The organism is Kerstersia gyiorum (assembly GCF_048595715.1).
GTDB classification, from domain to species: Bacteria; Pseudomonadota; Gammaproteobacteria; order Burkholderiales; family Burkholderiaceae_B; genus Kerstersia; species Kerstersia gyiorum.
The window spans coordinates 581,288-598,185 of the sequence record NZ_CP169556.1; the positions used below are offsets into that span (position 1 = coordinate 581,288).

Genomic DNA, 16,898 nt, shown 5'->3' on the forward strand with positions numbered 1-16,898 from the left:
GATTACTGTCATGACCATTCGCGTCGCCATCAATGGCTACGGCCGTATCGGCCGCAACGTTCTGCGTGCACACTACGAAGGTGGCAAGAAACACGATATCGAAATCGTGGCCATCAACGACCTGGGTGATCCCAAGACCAATGCCCACCTGACGCAATACGACACCGCCCATGGCCGCTTCCCCGGTACCGTGTCGGTCGATGGCGACAGCATGGTGGTCAACGGTGATCGCATCCGCGTGCTGGCCAACCGCAACCCGGCTGAACTGCCGTGGGGCGAGCTGGGCGTGGACGTGGTGCTGGAATGCACCGGCTTCTTCACCAGCAAGGAAAAGGCCAGCGCCCACCTGAAGGGTGGCGCCAAGAAAGTGGTCATCTCTGCACCCGGCGGCAAGGATGTCGACGCCACCGTCGTGTATGGCGTGAACCACCAAGTGCTGAAGTCCACCGACACGGTGATTTCCAACGCTTCTTGCACCACCAACTGCCTGGCTCCGCTGGTGCAGCCGCTGCACGCCAAGCTGGGCCTGGTGACCGGCCTGATGACGACTGTGCACGCCTACACCAATGACCAGGTGCTGACCGACGTCTACCACGAAGACCTGCGCCGCGCCCGTTCCGCCACGCAAAGCATGATCCCGACCAAGACCGGCGCCGCCGCCGCGGTCGGCCTGGTGCTGCCCGAGCTGAATGGCCGCCTGGACGGCTATGCCATCCGCGTTCCGACCATCAACGTGTCGCTGGTCGATCTGTCCTTCATCTCCGAGCGCGACACCACGGTGGAAGAAGTCAACGCCATCCTGAAGGAAGCCTCGGAAGGCGCCCTGAAGGGCATCCTGGCCTACAACACCGAGCCGCTGGTTTCGGTGGACTTCAACCACAACCCGGCTTCCAGCACCTTCGACGCCACGCTGACCAAGGTCAACGGCCGTCTGGTGAAGGTGTCGTCCTGGTACGACAACGAGTGGGGCTTCAGCAACCGCATGCTGGACACCACCGTTGCGTTGATGAACGCGGCCTAACGCAAACTCACGGGCGCCTGCCGGCCTGAGCCTGCACGCCGCTACGCCCGCTGTCTTGTGCGCTCCCCCAGGCGGGGCGTGGAGGCAGCGGGCTTTTTCATGTCTTCCCATTGCATCCGGAGCCATCCATGTCCAAGACTCCCTCCACGCTCGCCGTGCTTACGCTGGAAAAGCTGGCGGCCAGCGGCCAACTGGCCGGCAAGCGTGTCTTCATCCGCGCCGACCTGAACGTGCCTTTCGATGACGAAGGCAACATCAGCGAAGACACTCGCGTCCGTGCTTCGGTGCCCGGCATCCGCCTGGCGCTGGACGCCGGCGCTGCCGTCATGGTGACGTCGCACCTGGGGCGTCCCAAGGAAGGTGAACTGAACCCTGAAGACAGTCTGGCGCCGGTGGCGCGCCGCCTGTCGCAGCTGCTGGGCGTGGAAGTGCCGCTGGTGCAGGACTGGATCGACGGTGTTGAAGTCCAGCCCGGCCGCGTCGTGCTGCTGGAAAACTGCCGGGTGAACCCGGGCGAGAAGAAGAACGACGAAAACCTGTCGCGCAAGATGGCGGCGCTGTGCGATGTATACGTCAACGACGCCTTTGGCACGGCGCACCGTGCCGAGGCCACCACGCATGGCATCGCCCGCTTCGCGCCGGTGGCCGCCGCCGGCCCGCTGCTGGCGGCCGAACTGGAGGCCCTGGGCCGCGCGCTGCAAGCCCCGGCACGTCCGCTGGTGGCCATCGTGGCCGGTTCCAAGGTCTCGACCAAGCTGTCCATCCTGGAAGCCCTGGCCGACAAGGTGGACCAACTGGTGGTGGGAGGCGGCATTGCCAACACCTTCCTGCTGGCCATGGGCAAGCCCATCGGCAAGTCGCTGGCCGAGCCGGAGCAGGTCGGCCAGGCCAAGTCCGTGATCGAGCGTATGCAGCAGCGTGGCGCGGCGGTTCCCATTCCGGTGGACGTGGTGTGCGCCAAGCAATTCGGCGCCGATGCAGAAGCCACGGTGAAGTCCGTCGATGACGTCGCCGCCGACGACCTGATCCTGGACATCGGCCCGACATCCGCTGAACAGCTGGCCGGCATCCTGAAGCAGGCCGGTACCATCGTCTGGAACGGCCCGGTCGGCGTATTCGAGTTCGATGCCTTCGCCAAGGGAACGGAAGTCATCGCCCGCGCCATCGCCGAATCTCCCGCGTTCTCTATCGCCGGTGGCGGCGACACGCTGGCAGCCATTGCCAAATTCGGCATTGCCGGTGATGTCAGCTATATCTCTACTGGTGGCGGCGCTTTCCTGGAATTCCTCGAAGGCAAGGTACTGCCTGCCGTGGATATCCTGCAGCAACGCGCCAGCGCCTGATCTGCCTTGAGTGACACTGCCTACCGCGGCCGGGGCGACCCAGCCGCGGCAGGTCTGTTTTCCAGCGCGCCGTCAGCTAGCCGGACGGCGTACGGGCTGCATTGCCGCGCCGTGTCGCCACTGATCGCACCGCCGATCTGCACTGCCAGCGAAATGTCTGTGTACCGGATATCCGGCATGAACTGGCCGGATGGCCACGCTGATGGCCACGAAAAAGCGCTGCTTCCTTGCGAAAGCGGCGCTGTCAGGGCCGAACCGGCAGGCGGGACTACTTGCTGCGCTGGGCGCGTCGGGTGGCGCGATTGGGGCTGGCAGGTGTCTTTGCTGGTGCGGCAGCTGGCTGCACCGGGGCCGGGCTGGCCGGTGCGGCGGCTGGCGGCTGGGGAACCGGCGTTGCGGGTGCCGGTTTTGCTGCCGGGGCAGGAGCGGCCGCCTTGGCTGCCGTTGTTTTGGTGGCGGTCTTGCGTGCCGGCGCCTTGGCAGGCGCACGCTTGACGGGGGCGCTGGCCTTGGCGGCCGGGGCAGCCTGGGGCGTGGCGGCCACGGCAGCGGCACTCGGGGACGGGGCCGCATCATCCAGCGCAGCGCCCAGCTCCGGCTTGGGATCAGGCTGGGCCGGCTGCCCGCCATTGGTCTTGGCAGTAGCCCAGGGCGCCGGTTCCAGGCCGGGGATGGGCTGCGTTTCGGTGGCCTGAGCCAGGCGGCTCTGCTGGCTGCTGGCCGATGCGGCATTGCCCAGGATCGGGAAACGTGCGGCACGGTCGGCGGCGGATTCAAAAATGGCGCGCATTTCTTCCAGGCGGGCCTGGCTGGTTTCGCCAAGCTTGTCGCCTGCTGCCGTCACGACGCGGATCATCTGCTCGAGCGCCTGGCGGATGTTTTCTTCCGACGCTTGCGACAGCAGGATAGGCATGCTCTGGATGGCGCCATGCATATCGAGCATCATCATCAGGGCCTGTTCGCGCACCATTTCCTTGAAGCGCTCCAGCGTCATGCTCTTGTCGTGGTCGACGCGCAGGCGGCGGATCAGGTTGAAATTGCGCTCGTCGATGGCGCCTTCGCCATGGCCGACATAGACCAGCATGCGGATGCAGGCTTCGCGCAGGCCGCCGCGGCTGACCTGGGCACGCAGGTCTGCCAGCGTCTGCTTGACGAAGTCGCGGTGTTCCGGCGAGACGCCGGGGTGCTTGCGCGGCGGCGCTTCGGGGTGGGCGCCCAGGCCTGCCAGCGTCTGCGCCAGGGGCGAGCCGTACACCGTCATGAACAGTTGCTCGACGATATCGTCGCGGGTGACGCGCCAGATGTCCAGGCCCGAGGAAACGCTGCGCGACAGGATTTCCTGCCAGACCCGGAAAATGTTGTCGGCAGCCACCGGCACGCGCTCTTCGCGGACTTTCTCCGCCAGTTTCGCCGTGCTTTCCGCCAGCGGATTCTTGTCGCTGAAGGCTTCGTACTGCAGGCGCAAAGGATGCAGCACGCGCAGCGTCTCGGCCACGGTGGGCGTGGCCCAGAGCTGCACCCAGGGCTGCATGAAGCGGCGGTACAGGCCCAGGTTGATTTCCGACAGGCGCGCCACGGTGGCGAAGCGGCGGTCGTCTTCCTGGATGGGTTCGATGATCTTGCGTACCTGGTCGAGCTTGCGGCGTTCGAAACTGGCGATATACGGGCCGTCGGTGAGGTCGGCGTTGGGCGTATCGTTCTGCTTGTCGCGGATGATGGCTTCGTAGATGCCTGTGGGCAGTACGTCGATCAGGTCGATGTTGCTGGTGAATTCCTGGTGTTCCTTGCGCGCCACGCTGCCGGACACGAAGATGCCCAGGTGGCCGATGCTTTCGTGCACGGCATAGACGATGGTCTGGCCGTGGGCACGGATTTCCTCGTCGTTCTGGTAGACATCGGTGAGCCAGCCCAGCGCCTGGGGCGGGGGGGTGATGTTGTCGCCGCGCGAGCAGAACACGATGATGGGCGACTGGATGTTGCGCAGGTCCAGGCGGATGCCGTCGCTGGTGACCAGCTCGGCGGTGGACAGCCGGTTGCCGACGAACAGGTTGTCGACGATGTACTGGATCTCGTCGCCATTCAGGTACACGTGGCCGCCCCACCATTTCTCGAAGCCCAGGTAGCGCTCGGTTTCGGTGTCGATATTGGCGTACAGGTGGTACTGCTTGTCCCACAGCGTATTGGCGGGATTGAGGAATTCGAAGTTGCGCACCAGCCAGGCGCCGTCGAATTTGCCATGGCCGAGATCGCTGGTCAGCGCCGTCAGCCACGAGCCGCCGAGCAGGCCGCCGAGGTAGCGCATCGGGTTCATGCCACGCCAGCCGGCCCAGTAGGAGAGCGGCGCGCCTGCCAGGATGATGGGGCCGAACAACTCGGGGCGCATGGCAGCGGTCATCATGACCTGCCAGCCGGCCTGGCAGTTGCCGATGACGACCGGCTTGCCTTCCGCTTCGGGATGGCGGGCAATGACGGTTTCCAGGAAAAAGGCTTCAGCGCGCATCACGTCTTCGACGGTCTGGCCCGGTTCAGGATCAGGCAGGAAACCCACGAAATAGCAGGGGTGCCCGGCACGGATGGCTACGCCCAATTCGCTTTCCGGCTTGAAGCCGCCGATGCCCGGGCCGTGGCCGGCACGCGGATCGACGACGACGAAGGGGCGCTTGCGCGGGTCTATGACCACGCCTTCGGGCGGGATGATGCGCGACAGCATGTAGTTCACCGGGCGCGGCAGCGTATTGCCACGGGCGATGACCTCTGATTGCATGCTGAGGACGTTCGGTTCCTGTTGCGCCATGTGTTCCTGGTACTGGTTGCCGCGCTGGCGCATGGCGTCCGCATACAGCACGCTGCGCTGCCAGGCGTCGACAGCGTAGGCCATGGCGGCGGACCAGGGGGTCAGGGAAAACAGGGAGGTCAGGGGCGCGCCCTTGGCCTGGGATGCATCTTGGGATTGGGCTTCCTGCGCCTTGGCTTGCGCGCTTTGGCTGGTGGGCATGGCGGACTCCGTAATGATCAGGACGGCGCCGGTCGGCTCACGGCGCAGCGGGACATGCGTACCTCTCCTGCGATTACATCGCAGAAAATATTGCAATGCAACATCAATATCGTAAAAGCCGGAAAAACCGGCTAAGTTTCGGATTTCCCGGAGATTTCCTGGTTTTTGGTGCGCCGTTGTCAGCCGCCGAAACCACCGGCGCGCAGAAAGGCATCTTCCTCGGTGGTGGTGACGCGGCCCAGCATGGCGTTGCGATGCGGAAAGCGGCCGAAGCGGCTGATGATGTCGTGGTGGATTTCCGCATAACGCAGGGTTTCGCCGCCCAGCGGCTGACAGAGCGCCACGCAGCGTATCTGCGCTTCGAGGTCTTCGGCGTGCTCCAGCGGCAGGTACATGAAGGGGCGCAGTTGCGGCTCGATGGCGAGGTCGTGGCCGAAGGCCAGCGCCTGCTCCGTGTAGAACAGCGCCAGCGGGTCGGTGGCGAACATATGGGCGGTGCCGCGGAAGGCATTGCGCGGGAACTGGTCCAGCAACAGCAGCAGGGCCAGCGCGCCTTCAGCGGTATCCATCCAGGGGTCGCGTTCGCGCCGTGCGGCCGCCAGGTGGTCGGCAATGAAGGCCTGGCTGAAGCGCCTGTCGAAATCCGTATCCTTGGCGAACCACAAGGCGGGACCGGCTTCGCGCCAGAAGGCGATGACCTGGTCCGGTGTGGCGCTGGCTTGCTTATCGTGATCGAGCATGAAGACTCCCTGCGGAGGGTGGCATAGATATCCTTTGCCATCATAGCGGGATTTGCCGGCCAGGCGAGTCATGGATGGAGATTGTCGCCGCGGCGGTGAGCAACAGCGGTTACATATGCGTTCAGCGATGCAAATGCCGCACCCATTGCGAATACAGCGTGAACAGCGTCTCGCGCAGCGTCCGGGTCTTGTCTTCGAGGTCCGCCAGCGTGGCGCTGGGTGAACTGACGGCCGGATTGTCGGCGGCCAGCTCGCGCTCCAGCTGTGCGCCGTTGCGTTCCAGCGAGAGCTGCACCAGCGCCGGGGTCATTTCCAGGTGGGACTGCATGCCGATATGGATGCCGTCGAGCACGTAGCCCTGATGGGCGCAGTGTGGGCTGGTGGCAATCAGCCGGGCGCCCGGCGGCAGGCGGGAGAAAGTGTCGCCATGCCACTGGAATGTCAGCACGCTTTGCCCGGCACGGCAGCCCAGCCACTGTTCAGCCTGGGGATCGTCCGTGGCCGTGATCCGGCCCCAGCCGATTTCCGGACGGGGGTTGCGGCTGACTTCGCCGCCCAGGGCGGCGGCCATGATCTGGCTGCCGAGGCAGTGGCCGGAGAGCGGAATCCGCAAGCTGGCAGCCTGCCGGATCAGGGCCTTTTCCTCGGCCAGCCAGGGCAGCGGATCATGCGCGCTCATATAGCCGCCCATGAAGATCATGCCGGCATAGGCGTCTGCCCGGGCGGGGACGGCGTCGCCATCGAGGATGCTGATCAGGCGGTGCGGAATGCCCAGTTCGTCCAGGATGGCGGGCACCGAGCCGGGCGCGCCGACTTCGGTATGCTGAAAAATCGCGACAGGTTTCATCGGGCGGATTCCATGGGCCTCGGGGTTGGGGGCGGGCTGGCCGTGACGGCCTCTTGCGGCATGCCGACGCCCAAGAGGCGTTGCAGCAGCGCGCCGTCGGTCGCCAGGTCACGGCTGGCGCCGGCATGGCAGACGGCGCCGCGTTCCAGCACGATCGCCTGGTGTGTCATGGACAGGGCCAGTACTGGATGCTGTTCCACGATGATGGAAGGCAGACCGTCTTCTTCGCACAGTTGCATGATGGCGCGCGCCAGCTCTTCCACGATGATGGGGGCCAGTCCTTCCATGGGTTCGTCCAGCAGCAGCATGCGCGGGTTGGTCATCAGGGCCCGGCCGATGGCCAGCATTTGCTGTTCGCCGCCGGACAGCTGGTTGCCGTAGTTGCCGCGGCGCTCCCGCAAGCGCGGGAACAGCTGATAGACACGTGCCAGGTGCCACGGGCCGGGGCGGGCGACAGTGCTCAGGTTTTCCTCGACAGTCAGGGAGGGGAAGACCTCGCGTTCTTGGGGCACCCAGCCCAGGCCGGCGCGCACCCGCCGGTGCGGCGCCGCCAGGGTGATATCGGCGCCGTGCCAGCGGATGGCGCCGCCCATGACCCGCGTATTGCCCATCAGTGTTTCCAGCAGCGTCGTCTTGCCGACGCCGTTGCGCCCGAGGATGGCAAGGCTTTGCCCGGCCGGCAGCGTCAGGCTGAGGCGGTCCAGGATGACGGCATTGCCATAGCCGGCCGTCACGGCGTCGAAAACCAGCGCATCAGCAGGCATGGGGAACTCCTGTGGTGCCGAGATAGACCTCCCGCACGCGCGGGTCGGTCATGATCTCCGCCGGGCTGCCTTCGGCCAGGATACTGCCGGAAACCAGGACGGAAATGCGTTTGGAGAAGCGGAATACCAGGTTCATGTCATGTTCGATGAACAGGATGCTGATGTCGTCGGGCAGGGCGGCGATGACTTCGAATAGCTCGCCGCTTTCGTCCTCCGGAATGCCTGCCGCCGGTTCGTCCAGCAGCAGGATGTGCGGCCTGGCGGCCATGGCCAGCGCGATTTCCAGCAGGCGCTGCTTGCCGTAGGCCAGTTCGGTGACGGGCGTCGTGGCGACGCCGTCGAGCCGCAGCCGGCCCAGCAGCTCATGGGCCTCGTCGTGGATGCCGGGCATGCGCCGCAGGCTGCGCCACCAGTTCGCGCCCAGTCCTTCGCGCTCGCAGATGGCCAGCACGATGGAGTCCAGCGGCGTCAGGCTGGGGAACAGCGTGTTGATCTGGAACGTGCGCACCAGGCCGACGCGGGCGCGCTGGTCGCAGGAGTGCTGGGTGATGTCTCGCGTGCCCAGCATGATGCTGCCGCTGCTGGGCCGCAGGACACCGGTCAGCAGGTTGATCAGCGTGGTCTTGCCGGCGCCGTTGGGCCCGATCAGGGCCTGGCGCGAGCCAGGTTCCAGCAGCAGATTGACGTCATTGACGGCGGCAAAGGCGCCGAATCGTATGCCCAGGCCCCGGGTTTGCAGGGGCAGAGTGCTGCCATGCGGTTTCATCGTGCTTTCCCCAGAGTGAACAGGCGCGAGAACAGGCCAAGAATGCCGCCACGGCCCAGCATGACCATGGCCATCAGGAAGATGCCGATCCAGAACATCCAGAATTCCGGGTTAAGTTCGGCAAAGGCGTCGTGCAGCACCATGTAGACGATGGCGCCTATCATGCCGCCATACAACCTGCCGGTGCCACCCAGCACCAGGATGATGAGGATTTCTGCCGAACGGTTGAAGCCGATGGACTCGATGCCGACGAATTGCGTGGTCTGGGCCAGCAGGGCGCCGGCGACGCCGGCAATGGCGGCCGAGAAGCAATAGGCCATGCGCAGCCGCTGTTCGACCGGTGAGCCGATGGCGCGCATGCGCTTGCGGTTGTCGTGGATGCCGCGCAGCGCCAGGCCGAAGGGCGAACGGATGATGCGGCGGGCCAGCAGAAATACCCCGAGCACGACGGCAAAGCTATAGAAGAAGGCTGTTTTGCCCCAGAGGTCGAACTCGAAATAGCCGAATACCGGCCACATTTCTATGCCTTGCAAACCGTCGGTGCCGCCGGTGATGCTGCTCAGGCGGTTAGCCAGTTCGGCCAGCAGCATGCACACGCCTATGGTGATCATCAGGCGCGCCAGATCTGAGCCGCGCACGACCAGATAGCTCAGCAGATAGCCCACCAGCGCGCAGACGGCGAAGGCCAGCAGCAGGCCAGAGAACGGTTCGGCCCAGCCGTGTTTGGCCAGCAGGCCGGCGGCATAGGCGCCCAGGCCGAAAAAGGCGGCGTGGCCGACGGTCAGGATGCCGGCATAGCCGAGCGCGATATCCAGCGAGACGGCGAAGAGCCCAAAGATCAGGATCTGGCTCAGCAGCGTCAGGCGGTCGGGCAGCAGCAGGCTGCCGGCGGCCAGCGCCAGCCAGAACAGGGCTTCCAGCCAGGGCAGGCGGTCTTGGGGAATCGAGAGCTTTTTCATGCCAGCCCCTTGCGTGGAATGATGCCGTTGGGACGCAACAGCAGCAGTGCGACCATGAAGACGTAGATCAGGAATGAACCTGCCTCGGGCAGGTAGTATTTGCCGGCGACATCCACAATGCCCAGCAGCAGCGCCGCGATGAACGGGCCGGTGATGGTGCCAGCGCCGCCGACGCAAACCACGATGAGGAAGTACACCAGGTACTTCAGCGCGAATGCCGGTTCCAGCCCGATGACGCCCAGGCTCAGGGCGCCGCCCACGCCGGCCAGGCCGCAGCCGAACGAAAAGGTCAGGAAGAACAGGCGCTTGACGTGGATGCCCGTGCCCGCTGCAACACGCTGGTTGTCCACGGCGGCGCGCACCATGGCGCCGTAGCGCGTCTTGTTGAGCAGCAGGAGCAGTCCACCCCAGATGACCAGGCCGGCGAGTACCAGGAACAGCCGGTAGCGGCTGATATCCAGGCTGGGCAGGGTGATCTGGCCTTCCAGGGCCGGGGGCATGCGGAAGGGCTGCATGGACGGGCCGAACAGATAGGTCACGCCCGCCGTGGCGGCAAAAACCAGGCCGATGGAAAACAGCACCTGGTCCAGCGGATGGGCGCGGTAGAGGCGCCGGAAAAACAATTGCTCCAGGACGGCGCCGCACAAGGCGGCAGCGACGAAGGCCAGGGCCAGCGAACTGAAGAAATCCAGTCCGTAGCGCTGCATCGCAAAGCTGGCGGCATAGCCGCCAGCCATGGCGAAGGCGCCGTGCGCGAGGTTGACGAAATTCATCAGCCCCATGGTCACGGACAGCCCGACGCTCAAAAGGAAGAGGAGCATCCCGTAGGCCACTCCATCGAAAATCACTGTCGCCATCGAGATGCTCCTGCCTTACTTGCCTTTGGCGGCGTCTGCCTTGGCAGGGTCTTTCACGTTCTCATAGGCGTCGAACTCGACGTTCACGAGTTTGCCGTCCACTTTGTCCGTCTTGCGGATATAGACCGTCTGCACGATGTCGCGGGTTTCCGGGTCGATCTGGATCGGGCCGCGCGGGCTTTCGAAACTCAGGCCGGCCAGGGCATCCATGACTTTGGTGCCGTCGGTGTCGCCGCCGGTCGCGGCCAGCGCCAGGTCATACGCGGCCATGGCGTCATAGGCGGTGGCGGCGAAATAATTGGGCCGCAGGGACGTGCCGAAGTTTTCCTCGAAATCGCGGATGAACTTCTGGTTCTTTTCCGACGGGTGGGCGTAGGAGTAATGGTGGCTGGTAATCAAATCCTGCGCGATGTCGCCAGTGGCATCCAGAAAGCTGTCGTCAGTGGCTTCGCCGGTGGCGAAGAGCTTGATTCCGGCCTCGCTCAGGCCGCGCTCTTTCCAGACGCGCAGGAACGCGGGGGGCATGACGCCTGAGGGGAAGAAAAAGAAGACGGATTCCGGCTTGGCGTCCTTGATGCGCTGGACATAGGCCGAGAAATCGGGGTTGGACATGGGCGTGCGGATTTCGCCCAGCACCTTGCCGCCGCCCGCTTCAAAGGCATTCTTGAAAGCCGTGTAGGCATCGGTGCCCGAGGCATAGTCGGCCACCACAATCATGGTTTCCTTCACGCCGTTTTCCAGCATCCAGCGCGCCATCGGGTCGGAAACCTGCTGCACGGTGAATGACAGGCGGGCGATATAGGGCGAGCTATTGGTGATGGCCGAGGACGATGCGTTCATGACCAGCACCGGCACTTTGGCTTGCGTGGCAATCGGGGCGACGGCATAGGCGTTGGGGCTGAAATCCAGGCCGGTCAGCAATTGCACCTTGTCGCGGACCACCAGTTCCTGGGCGTAGCGCTTGGCCAGATCGGGCGCGGCACCGGCGGTGTCCTTGCGGATGATTTGCACCGGGCGGCCGGCGATCTTGCCGCCGTGTTCCTTGAGATACAGCTCGACGCCGGCATCGAATTGGCGTCCATAGTCGGCATAGGGGCCGGAGTAGCTGGCGATCATGCCTATTTTCAGCGGCTCTTCAGCCTGTGCCGGCAACCCGAAGGTTGCGCCAATACAGGACAGCAGGGCGGCGCCGATCAAGGTTCTCTTGCTCATTTTCATGGGGGAACTCCGTTGTGGCTGTTGGTGGACAAAGAAGGCGGGTGAATCGTTGTTGTGATACCGGCAGACGCGTCAGGCGCTGGCAGCCAGATGCTTGAGATCGAAGGATTCGTCGCGCAGCATCTCCGGCGTGGCGGGAATCGCGGCGCTGATGAGTTTCCGGCTCAGCATATGCTCGCCGGGACGGTTGATGGAATGCGCCGCGGCAATGCGGCCGTTGCGCAGATAGAACACGCTGAAACGGTCCGCGGCCATATCGCCGCGGATGACGGTTTCGTCGCCCGGCAGCGCCAGCCCGGCCATTTGCAATTTGAGGGCGAACTGATCGCTCCAGAACCAGGGCGCGCCGGTATAGGGTTCGGGCCTGCCCGCCAGCGCGGAGGCCAGGGCGCGGGCGCCGTCATTGGCGGCCTGAATGGACTCCAGGCGCAAGCGGCGCGGCATGCCGGGTACCTCGGGCTGCAAGGCATTGGCAACGTCGCCGATGGCATAGACATGCGGCGCATCGGTACGGCCCAAGGCGTCGGTGAGTATGCCGTTGTCGCAGGCGATACCGGCCTGGCGGGCCAGTTCGTCATTGGGCTGCACGCCGATGCCGAGCACGACCAGATCGCAATCCAGCACGCTGCCATCGGCCAGTTCCACGCCGGTGACACGGCCAGCCGCACCGCGCAATTGGCGGACACCCTGGCCCAGCCGGATATCCACACCGCCATCACGCTGTTTTTGTTCCAGATAACAGGCCATGGCGGCGGGCAGGCTGCGCGCCAGCAATTGGGGATGGGTTTCGATCAGCGTGACCTTCAGCCCGCGTCCCGTCAGCGCCGCCGCGGCTTCCAGGCCAATGAAACCGCCGCCGATAATGCAGGCGCGGCTGGCTCCGGACAGAGCGGCATCCAGGGCGAGCGCATCATCCAGTGTGCGCAGGTTATGCACCCCCGCCAGGCTGGCGCCAGGCAGGGCCAGCGTGCGGCAGCGGGCGCCGGTGGCCAGAGCCAGGCCGCCATAGCGCAGCGCTGAGCCATCGGCCAGGGAAAGTGTCTGGCGGCCCGGATCCAGGGCCACGGCACGCGTGCCCAGGCGCAGTTCTATGTCCTGTTCGCGGAAAAAATCCGGCCCTTTGAGCGCCAGGCTGGCCGCGCTGCTTTTGCCGCTTAGCAGGCCCTTGGACAGCGGCGGGCGCTGGTAAGGCGCATGGGCCTCGTCGCCCAGCATGATGATGGGCGCGTCATAACCCAGGCGGCGCAGGCTGTCGGCCAGCTGCGTGCCGGCATAAGAGGCGCCGACTATCACCAGCGGCGGCGGGCGCGAAGAGGATGACGCGGAGCCGGCGGGATTCATGACTGGCTCTCGGGGACGCGCACGGTCAGGCCGTCGAGCGCATCTGTCAGAATCAACTGGCAGCTCAGGCGGCTGCCAGGCTGGCGCTCGCTGGCCACGCCGTCCAGCAGTTCGTCTTCCATGTCGTCCGGCGCCGGCAGGCGGCTGATATCGGCATCGGCGACATAGACATGACAGGTCGCGCAAGAGCAACAGCCGCCGCACTCGGCATCTATGCCGCGTATGTTGTTGTGAATGGCGGTTTCCATGACGCTGGCACCGGCTTTGGCCGTAATGCTGCGGGTGCTGCCGTCTTTGAGGATGTAGTGGATGGTGGGCATGCTATCGCCTTAAAACATATCGAAGTATTCGCGCTGTTCCCACTCGCTGACTTCGAGGTTGAAACGGTCCAGCTCGGCCTGTTTGATATGGCAGTAGTAGTCGATGAAGGCCGGGCCGATCTGCTGGGTCAGCACGGTGTCCTGGCGCAGCGCGGCCATGGCTTCCGGCAGGGAGCGCGGCAGATTTTCCGCTGCGGTTTCGTAGGGGGCGTCGGCAGAGGGGCCGGGGTCCAGCTGGCGCGCGATGCCGTCCAGGCCGGAGAAAATCTGCGCCGCCAGGTAAAGGTAGGGGTTGGCGGTCGGTTCGCCCACGCGGTTTTCGATGCGGCTGGCATTCTGGCCCTGGCCGCCCAGCACACGCAGCATGGCGCCGCGATTGTCGCGGGCCCAGATGGCGCGGTCCGGCGCCAGCGAGAAGGGGCGGTAGCGCCGGAAGCCGTTGACCGACGGGCTGGCAAACAGGGCCGCGCCGCGCGCGTGCTGTTTGAGCCCGGCCAGGTAATGCATGCCGCAGGGGCTGAGCGGATGCTCATCGGTGTCCGGCATGAAGGCGTTGGCGCCATTATCCTTGCGGCACAGCGATTGATGCAGGTGCCAGCCGCTGGACATGACATTCGGGATGCGCGGCCGGCACATGAAGGTGGCGTGGTAGCCGTGGCGCAGGCAGATCTGCTTGATGGCGCTGCGCAGCAGCACCATGGTGTCCGCGGGGGCGAGGCCGCGGGTCGGGCCGAAGACCAGTTCGAACTGGCTGGGGCCGAATTCGATTTCCAGCGAATGCAGGGGCAAGCCCAGCGCCAGCAATTGCGTGCGCAGCAATTGCATCAGGTCATCGACCCGGTCATAGCGCAGCTCGGTCAGATACTGGTGGCCGTGCGTGAGCAGGGAAACGCGCGGCGGCTCACCCGGCTGGCCGGAGTCTTCCAGGCCCATGCGGGCATCGTCCAGCCGGAAAACATGGAATTCGACCTCCAGCCCGGCGATGAAATCCAGCCCCAGGGTATCCAGTTCGCGGATGGCGCGCTGCAGGATCTGCCGCGTGCCGAAGGGACAGGGCGTCCCGTCGCTCATATAGGCGTCGCACAGAATCCAGCCGGTGCGCGGCGCCCAGGGCAGCATGCAGAAGGTGGAAGGGTCTGCCACCAGGGTCACATCGGCGCCGCCCTGCAGGCCGGGAATGGCGAAGCCGCCATTGCTGGAGAACACGGGAAAGACCGTTTTATGCGAGGTGTCCTTGGCCAGCAGCGTGGACGTCAGGTTCACCCCGTTGCGCAGCGCCGCGCCAGCCGCTGCCGCGACCAGTGTTTTGCCGCGCAGAATGCCGTGCTGATCCGGCCAGGCGAAGCGGACGGTGTCCACGCCGCCGGCGGCAAAACGCGCGGCAAGTTCATCTGCCTGACGTTGCTGGTCTTCCGACCAGAGATTGAAGCGTTCAACAAAACTGGCCATGTTGGCTACCCTTCTTTCAGGCCTGCAGGCGGGCGCTGGCCCAGTCGGAACCACGGCGGCGCAGGAGGTCGGCTTCTTCGCAGTACGCATCAGTGCGGTCGGCTTCGGCGACCCCGTCGATGGAAGGCGGGCCGTACAGGGCCGCGGCTTCTGCGGAATTGGGCTGCATGGGCACGGCTTCGCCGGACAGAGCGGCCTCAATGGCGCCGACCAGCATGCGGCGGTAGGCGATGATGCCCTTGTCGGTGGTGCCCAGGTGCTCGCGGGTGCGGTTCTGGATCGGGCCCAGCGATTCACAGGCCCATTGGTCATGCACGTTGATGTCCATGCCCATGCCGGTGTAGGTCTGGGTCAGTTGCTCTTCGACGTTGTAGCCATAGTTGTTGCGCTTGTTTTTGCGCGAGATGTAGTCCGGCAACTCGATGGTGGCCAGGCGTTGTTCGCGCATCTGCTGTTTGTCCACCGGACCGGCAAAGCTGGTGAAAATTGCGTACCAGTAGCAGTGCGTGTCGTCCACCGGCACATGCCACTGCGAGATGGTCATTTCGGTGCTCATGGGGATGACGAACGCCTGCGGGAAGATCACGTTGGTGACGCGGACATGGGTTTGCGTATCGGAGAGCGTGCGCAGCGTCGTCAATTGCATGCCGTAAGGGGCGGGATTGACACGGATTTCCGGGCGGTCGTATTCACGCAGCACCTGGGTGATGGCCAGTTCCGAATCAGCCGAAGCGCCGCGGAATTGTTTGCCGTAGCTTTCCGAGGTGTCTTCGTCTTCGAAGAAACGGTGCAGGAATGACGCGTGGGCGGGGTCCATGCCGACTTCCAGCGCCTGCAGCCAGTTGCATTCCCACAGCCCCTTGAAGGCGAAGGTGTGGCTATCGGGAGCGACGAAACAGTCGAAGTCGGGAAAAGCCGGGGGCTCGTCTTCGCCGATGTAGGCGAAGATGATGCCGCTTTTTTCCACGACCGGATAAGCGGCCTGCTTGATGCGGGTACAGAGCTTGCTGCCGGCGGGTTCTGCCGGGGTTTCCAGACAGTTGCCCTGGGCATCGAACAGCCAGCCGTGGAACGGGCAGCGCAGCCCGCCGTCTTCCAGGCGGCCGAAAGCCAGATCGGCGCCGCGGTGGGGGCAATCACGGTCCAGCATGCCCAGCTTGCCGTTTTCATCACGGAACAGAACGAAATTCTGGCCCATCAGTTTGACCGGGCGCAGCGGGCGCGGCCCTTGCAGCTCTTCGGCCAGCGCGACGGGCTGCCAATATTTCCGCAGCAGCGTGCCCGCCGGCGCGCCGGGGCCAACACGCGTGATGAAGTCATTTTGTTCTGCGCTGAGCATGGGAAATCCCTCCTGATGGATGCCTGGGTTTATTCGCAAGCAGTGGTGTTTTGTATTCCACTGTATGCAGCGGTATGCAATGAAAAATAATTTAAGCAGGCAAGGACGAGAGGTCAATGTATTTTTTTGGCCTGGTGATTTCTTATTGCGTGAATATTCAAATAAAAAAATCACTGCATGGAGAGTGGGAGGCAGTCATGGCGATACTCTCCCTGAGCTTCGTATTCGTTGGCTTGAGGCTTATTTCCGGGAAAAATGAATTTATTGTTCGAGTTGCCTGATTGAGAAAACGAAATTTTTTGACAATTAGGGATTTCGAGCATCTTTGTTTGTGCCCGTTGTTGTTTTTTATATATTGTTGTTTTTATTGATTATTTTTGTTTTATTTGGTGTTGTTTTTGATAATGGTTTTTGTTTTTCATTGTATTGGTGAGCGCTGAAAAACCAGGGAAATGACCGGTTCTGGTGCAATGGGAATGGCGTTGTGCCATTTTTTGGGTCATTTTTTATTATCGGAAAATGCCTGTTTCTGGTGCGCTTCAATTTTTAATTGCATCGGCTTGGTGCAATACGGGAAATGGCCGTTTTTCGGCGCACGTTTTTTTGTCTTCAGGGGTGGTTGGCGGTGAAGTTTGTCGGAATGAGAAAAGACAGAAATCCGAAGAATTCGGGCGATTTTTTATGGATTCTGCTAAGAAATGGCGATTTTCGTCTGGAATCCACGGAAGATCTGCAGGTTTGTCGCCGTTGCCTGAGCCTTAATCACTGATATTCCAGGGTTTTTGATCGGTATACTTGCAGCTATGTTCTGGTGCAGGATGTTTTTCACTGTATGCAGTCAGGTGGCGCTTCGTAGGCGCAGGCGGCAGTGCGCCTGAATGGTGCGTTGCGGCGGTCGCTGGTGCGGCCATCGGTTATCCTGCTGTACTTTTATGCATG

The 16,898-nt window shown here is 63.7% G+C and carries 15 protein-coding genes; 3 read left to right on the forward strand and 12 right to left on the reverse strand.

The window, feature by feature from the left end:
- Window positions 1-10: 10 nt before the first annotated feature.
- Both gap and ACEW7X_RS02570 read left to right on the forward strand, forming a co-directional pair.
- Window positions 11-1,021: a type I glyceraldehyde-3-phosphate dehydrogenase gene (gap, locus tag ACEW7X_RS02565; RefSeq protein ID WP_068374377.1), complete on the forward strand. Its 1,011-nt coding sequence runs from the start codon at window positions 11-13 to the stop codon at window positions 1,019-1,021.
- A gap of 128 nt (window positions 1,022-1,149) precedes the next feature.
- On the forward strand, window positions 1,150-2,364 hold the full coding sequence (locus tag ACEW7X_RS02570) for a phosphoglycerate kinase (protein WP_068374374.1): 1,215 nt from the start codon (window positions 1,150-1,152) through the stop codon (window positions 2,362-2,364).
- 268 nt (window positions 2,365-2,632) lie between these two features.
- Here ACEW7X_RS02570 and ACEW7X_RS02575 read toward each other — a convergent pair whose 3' ends face one another.
- The 12 genes from ACEW7X_RS02575 to ACEW7X_RS02630 form a co-directional block, all read right to left on the reverse strand.
- On the reverse strand, window positions 2,633-5,359 hold the full coding sequence (locus tag ACEW7X_RS02575) for a DUF3141 domain-containing protein (protein ID WP_068374371.1): 2,727 nt from the start codon (window positions 5,357-5,359) through the stop codon (window positions 2,633-2,635).
- Between the two features lie 179 nt (window positions 5,360-5,538).
- A complete protein-coding gene (locus tag ACEW7X_RS02580) occupies window positions 5,539-6,099 on the reverse strand; it encodes a DUF924 family protein (RefSeq protein WP_068374369.1) in 561 nt (186 codons plus the stop codon).
- 121 nt (window positions 6,100-6,220) lie between these two features.
- Window positions 6,221-6,946: a type 1 glutamine amidotransferase gene (locus tag ACEW7X_RS02585; RefSeq protein ID WP_420177569.1), complete on the reverse strand. Its 726-nt coding sequence runs from the start codon at window positions 6,944-6,946 to the stop codon at window positions 6,221-6,223.
- Entirely contained in the window at window positions 6,943-7,710 is a 768-nt protein-coding gene (locus ACEW7X_RS02590) for an ABC transporter ATP-binding protein (RefSeq protein ID WP_420177570.1), read from the reverse strand. Before ACEW7X_RS02590 ends, ACEW7X_RS02585 begins: the two co-directional genes overlap by 4 nt.
- Window positions 7,700-8,476 (reverse strand): ABC transporter ATP-binding protein, encoded by a 777-nt coding sequence (locus tag ACEW7X_RS02595; RefSeq protein WP_420177571.1) that lies wholly within the window; start codon window positions 8,474-8,476, stop codon window positions 7,700-7,702. The genes ACEW7X_RS02590 and ACEW7X_RS02595 overlap by 11 nt, the downstream gene beginning before the upstream one ends.
- Window positions 8,473-9,435, reverse strand: coding sequence for a branched-chain amino acid ABC transporter permease (locus ACEW7X_RS02600; protein WP_068374357.1), 963 nt, complete (start codon window positions 9,433-9,435; stop codon window positions 8,473-8,475). The genes ACEW7X_RS02595 and ACEW7X_RS02600 overlap by 4 nt, the downstream gene beginning before the upstream one ends.
- Entirely contained in the window at window positions 9,432-10,292 is an 861-nt protein-coding gene (locus ACEW7X_RS02605; RefSeq protein WP_420177572.1) for a branched-chain amino acid ABC transporter permease, read from the reverse strand. The genes ACEW7X_RS02600 and ACEW7X_RS02605 overlap by 4 nt, the downstream gene beginning before the upstream one ends.
- A 15-nt stretch (window positions 10,293-10,307) precedes the next feature.
- Entirely contained in the window at window positions 10,308-11,510 is a 1,203-nt protein-coding gene (locus ACEW7X_RS02610; RefSeq protein WP_083969735.1) for an ABC transporter substrate-binding protein, read from the reverse strand.
- Window positions 11,511-11,582: 72 nt separating this feature from the next.
- Window positions 11,583-12,851: an NAD(P)/FAD-dependent oxidoreductase gene (locus tag ACEW7X_RS02615; RefSeq protein WP_068374351.1), complete on the reverse strand. Its 1,269-nt coding sequence runs from the start codon at window positions 12,849-12,851 to the stop codon at window positions 11,583-11,585.
- Window positions 12,848-13,171 carry a 2Fe-2S iron-sulfur cluster-binding protein gene (locus ACEW7X_RS02620; RefSeq protein WP_068374349.1) on the reverse strand — a complete coding sequence of 108 codons (324 nt, stop codon included), beginning with the start codon at window positions 13,169-13,171 and terminating at the stop codon, window positions 12,848-12,850. The genes ACEW7X_RS02615 and ACEW7X_RS02620 overlap by 4 nt, the downstream gene beginning before the upstream one ends.
- Before the next feature lie 9 nt (window positions 13,172-13,180).
- Window positions 13,181-14,620: a glutamine synthetase family protein gene (locus ACEW7X_RS02625; RefSeq protein ID WP_068374346.1), complete on the reverse strand. Its 1,440-nt coding sequence runs from the start codon at window positions 14,618-14,620 to the stop codon at window positions 13,181-13,183.
- Between the two features lie 16 nt (window positions 14,621-14,636).
- Window positions 14,637-15,959, reverse strand: a complete 1,323-nt coding sequence (locus ACEW7X_RS02630) for an aromatic ring-hydroxylating dioxygenase subunit alpha (protein WP_068374343.1) — start codon at window positions 15,957-15,959, stop codon at window positions 14,637-14,639.
- Between the two features lie 79 nt (window positions 15,960-16,038).
- Between ACEW7X_RS02630 and ACEW7X_RS02635 the strand changes: the two genes are divergently transcribed.
- A complete protein-coding gene (locus ACEW7X_RS02635) occupies window positions 16,039-16,218 on the forward strand; it encodes a hypothetical protein (protein ID WP_420177573.1) in 180 nt (59 codons plus the stop codon).
- Window positions 16,219-16,898: the final 680 nt, after the last annotated feature.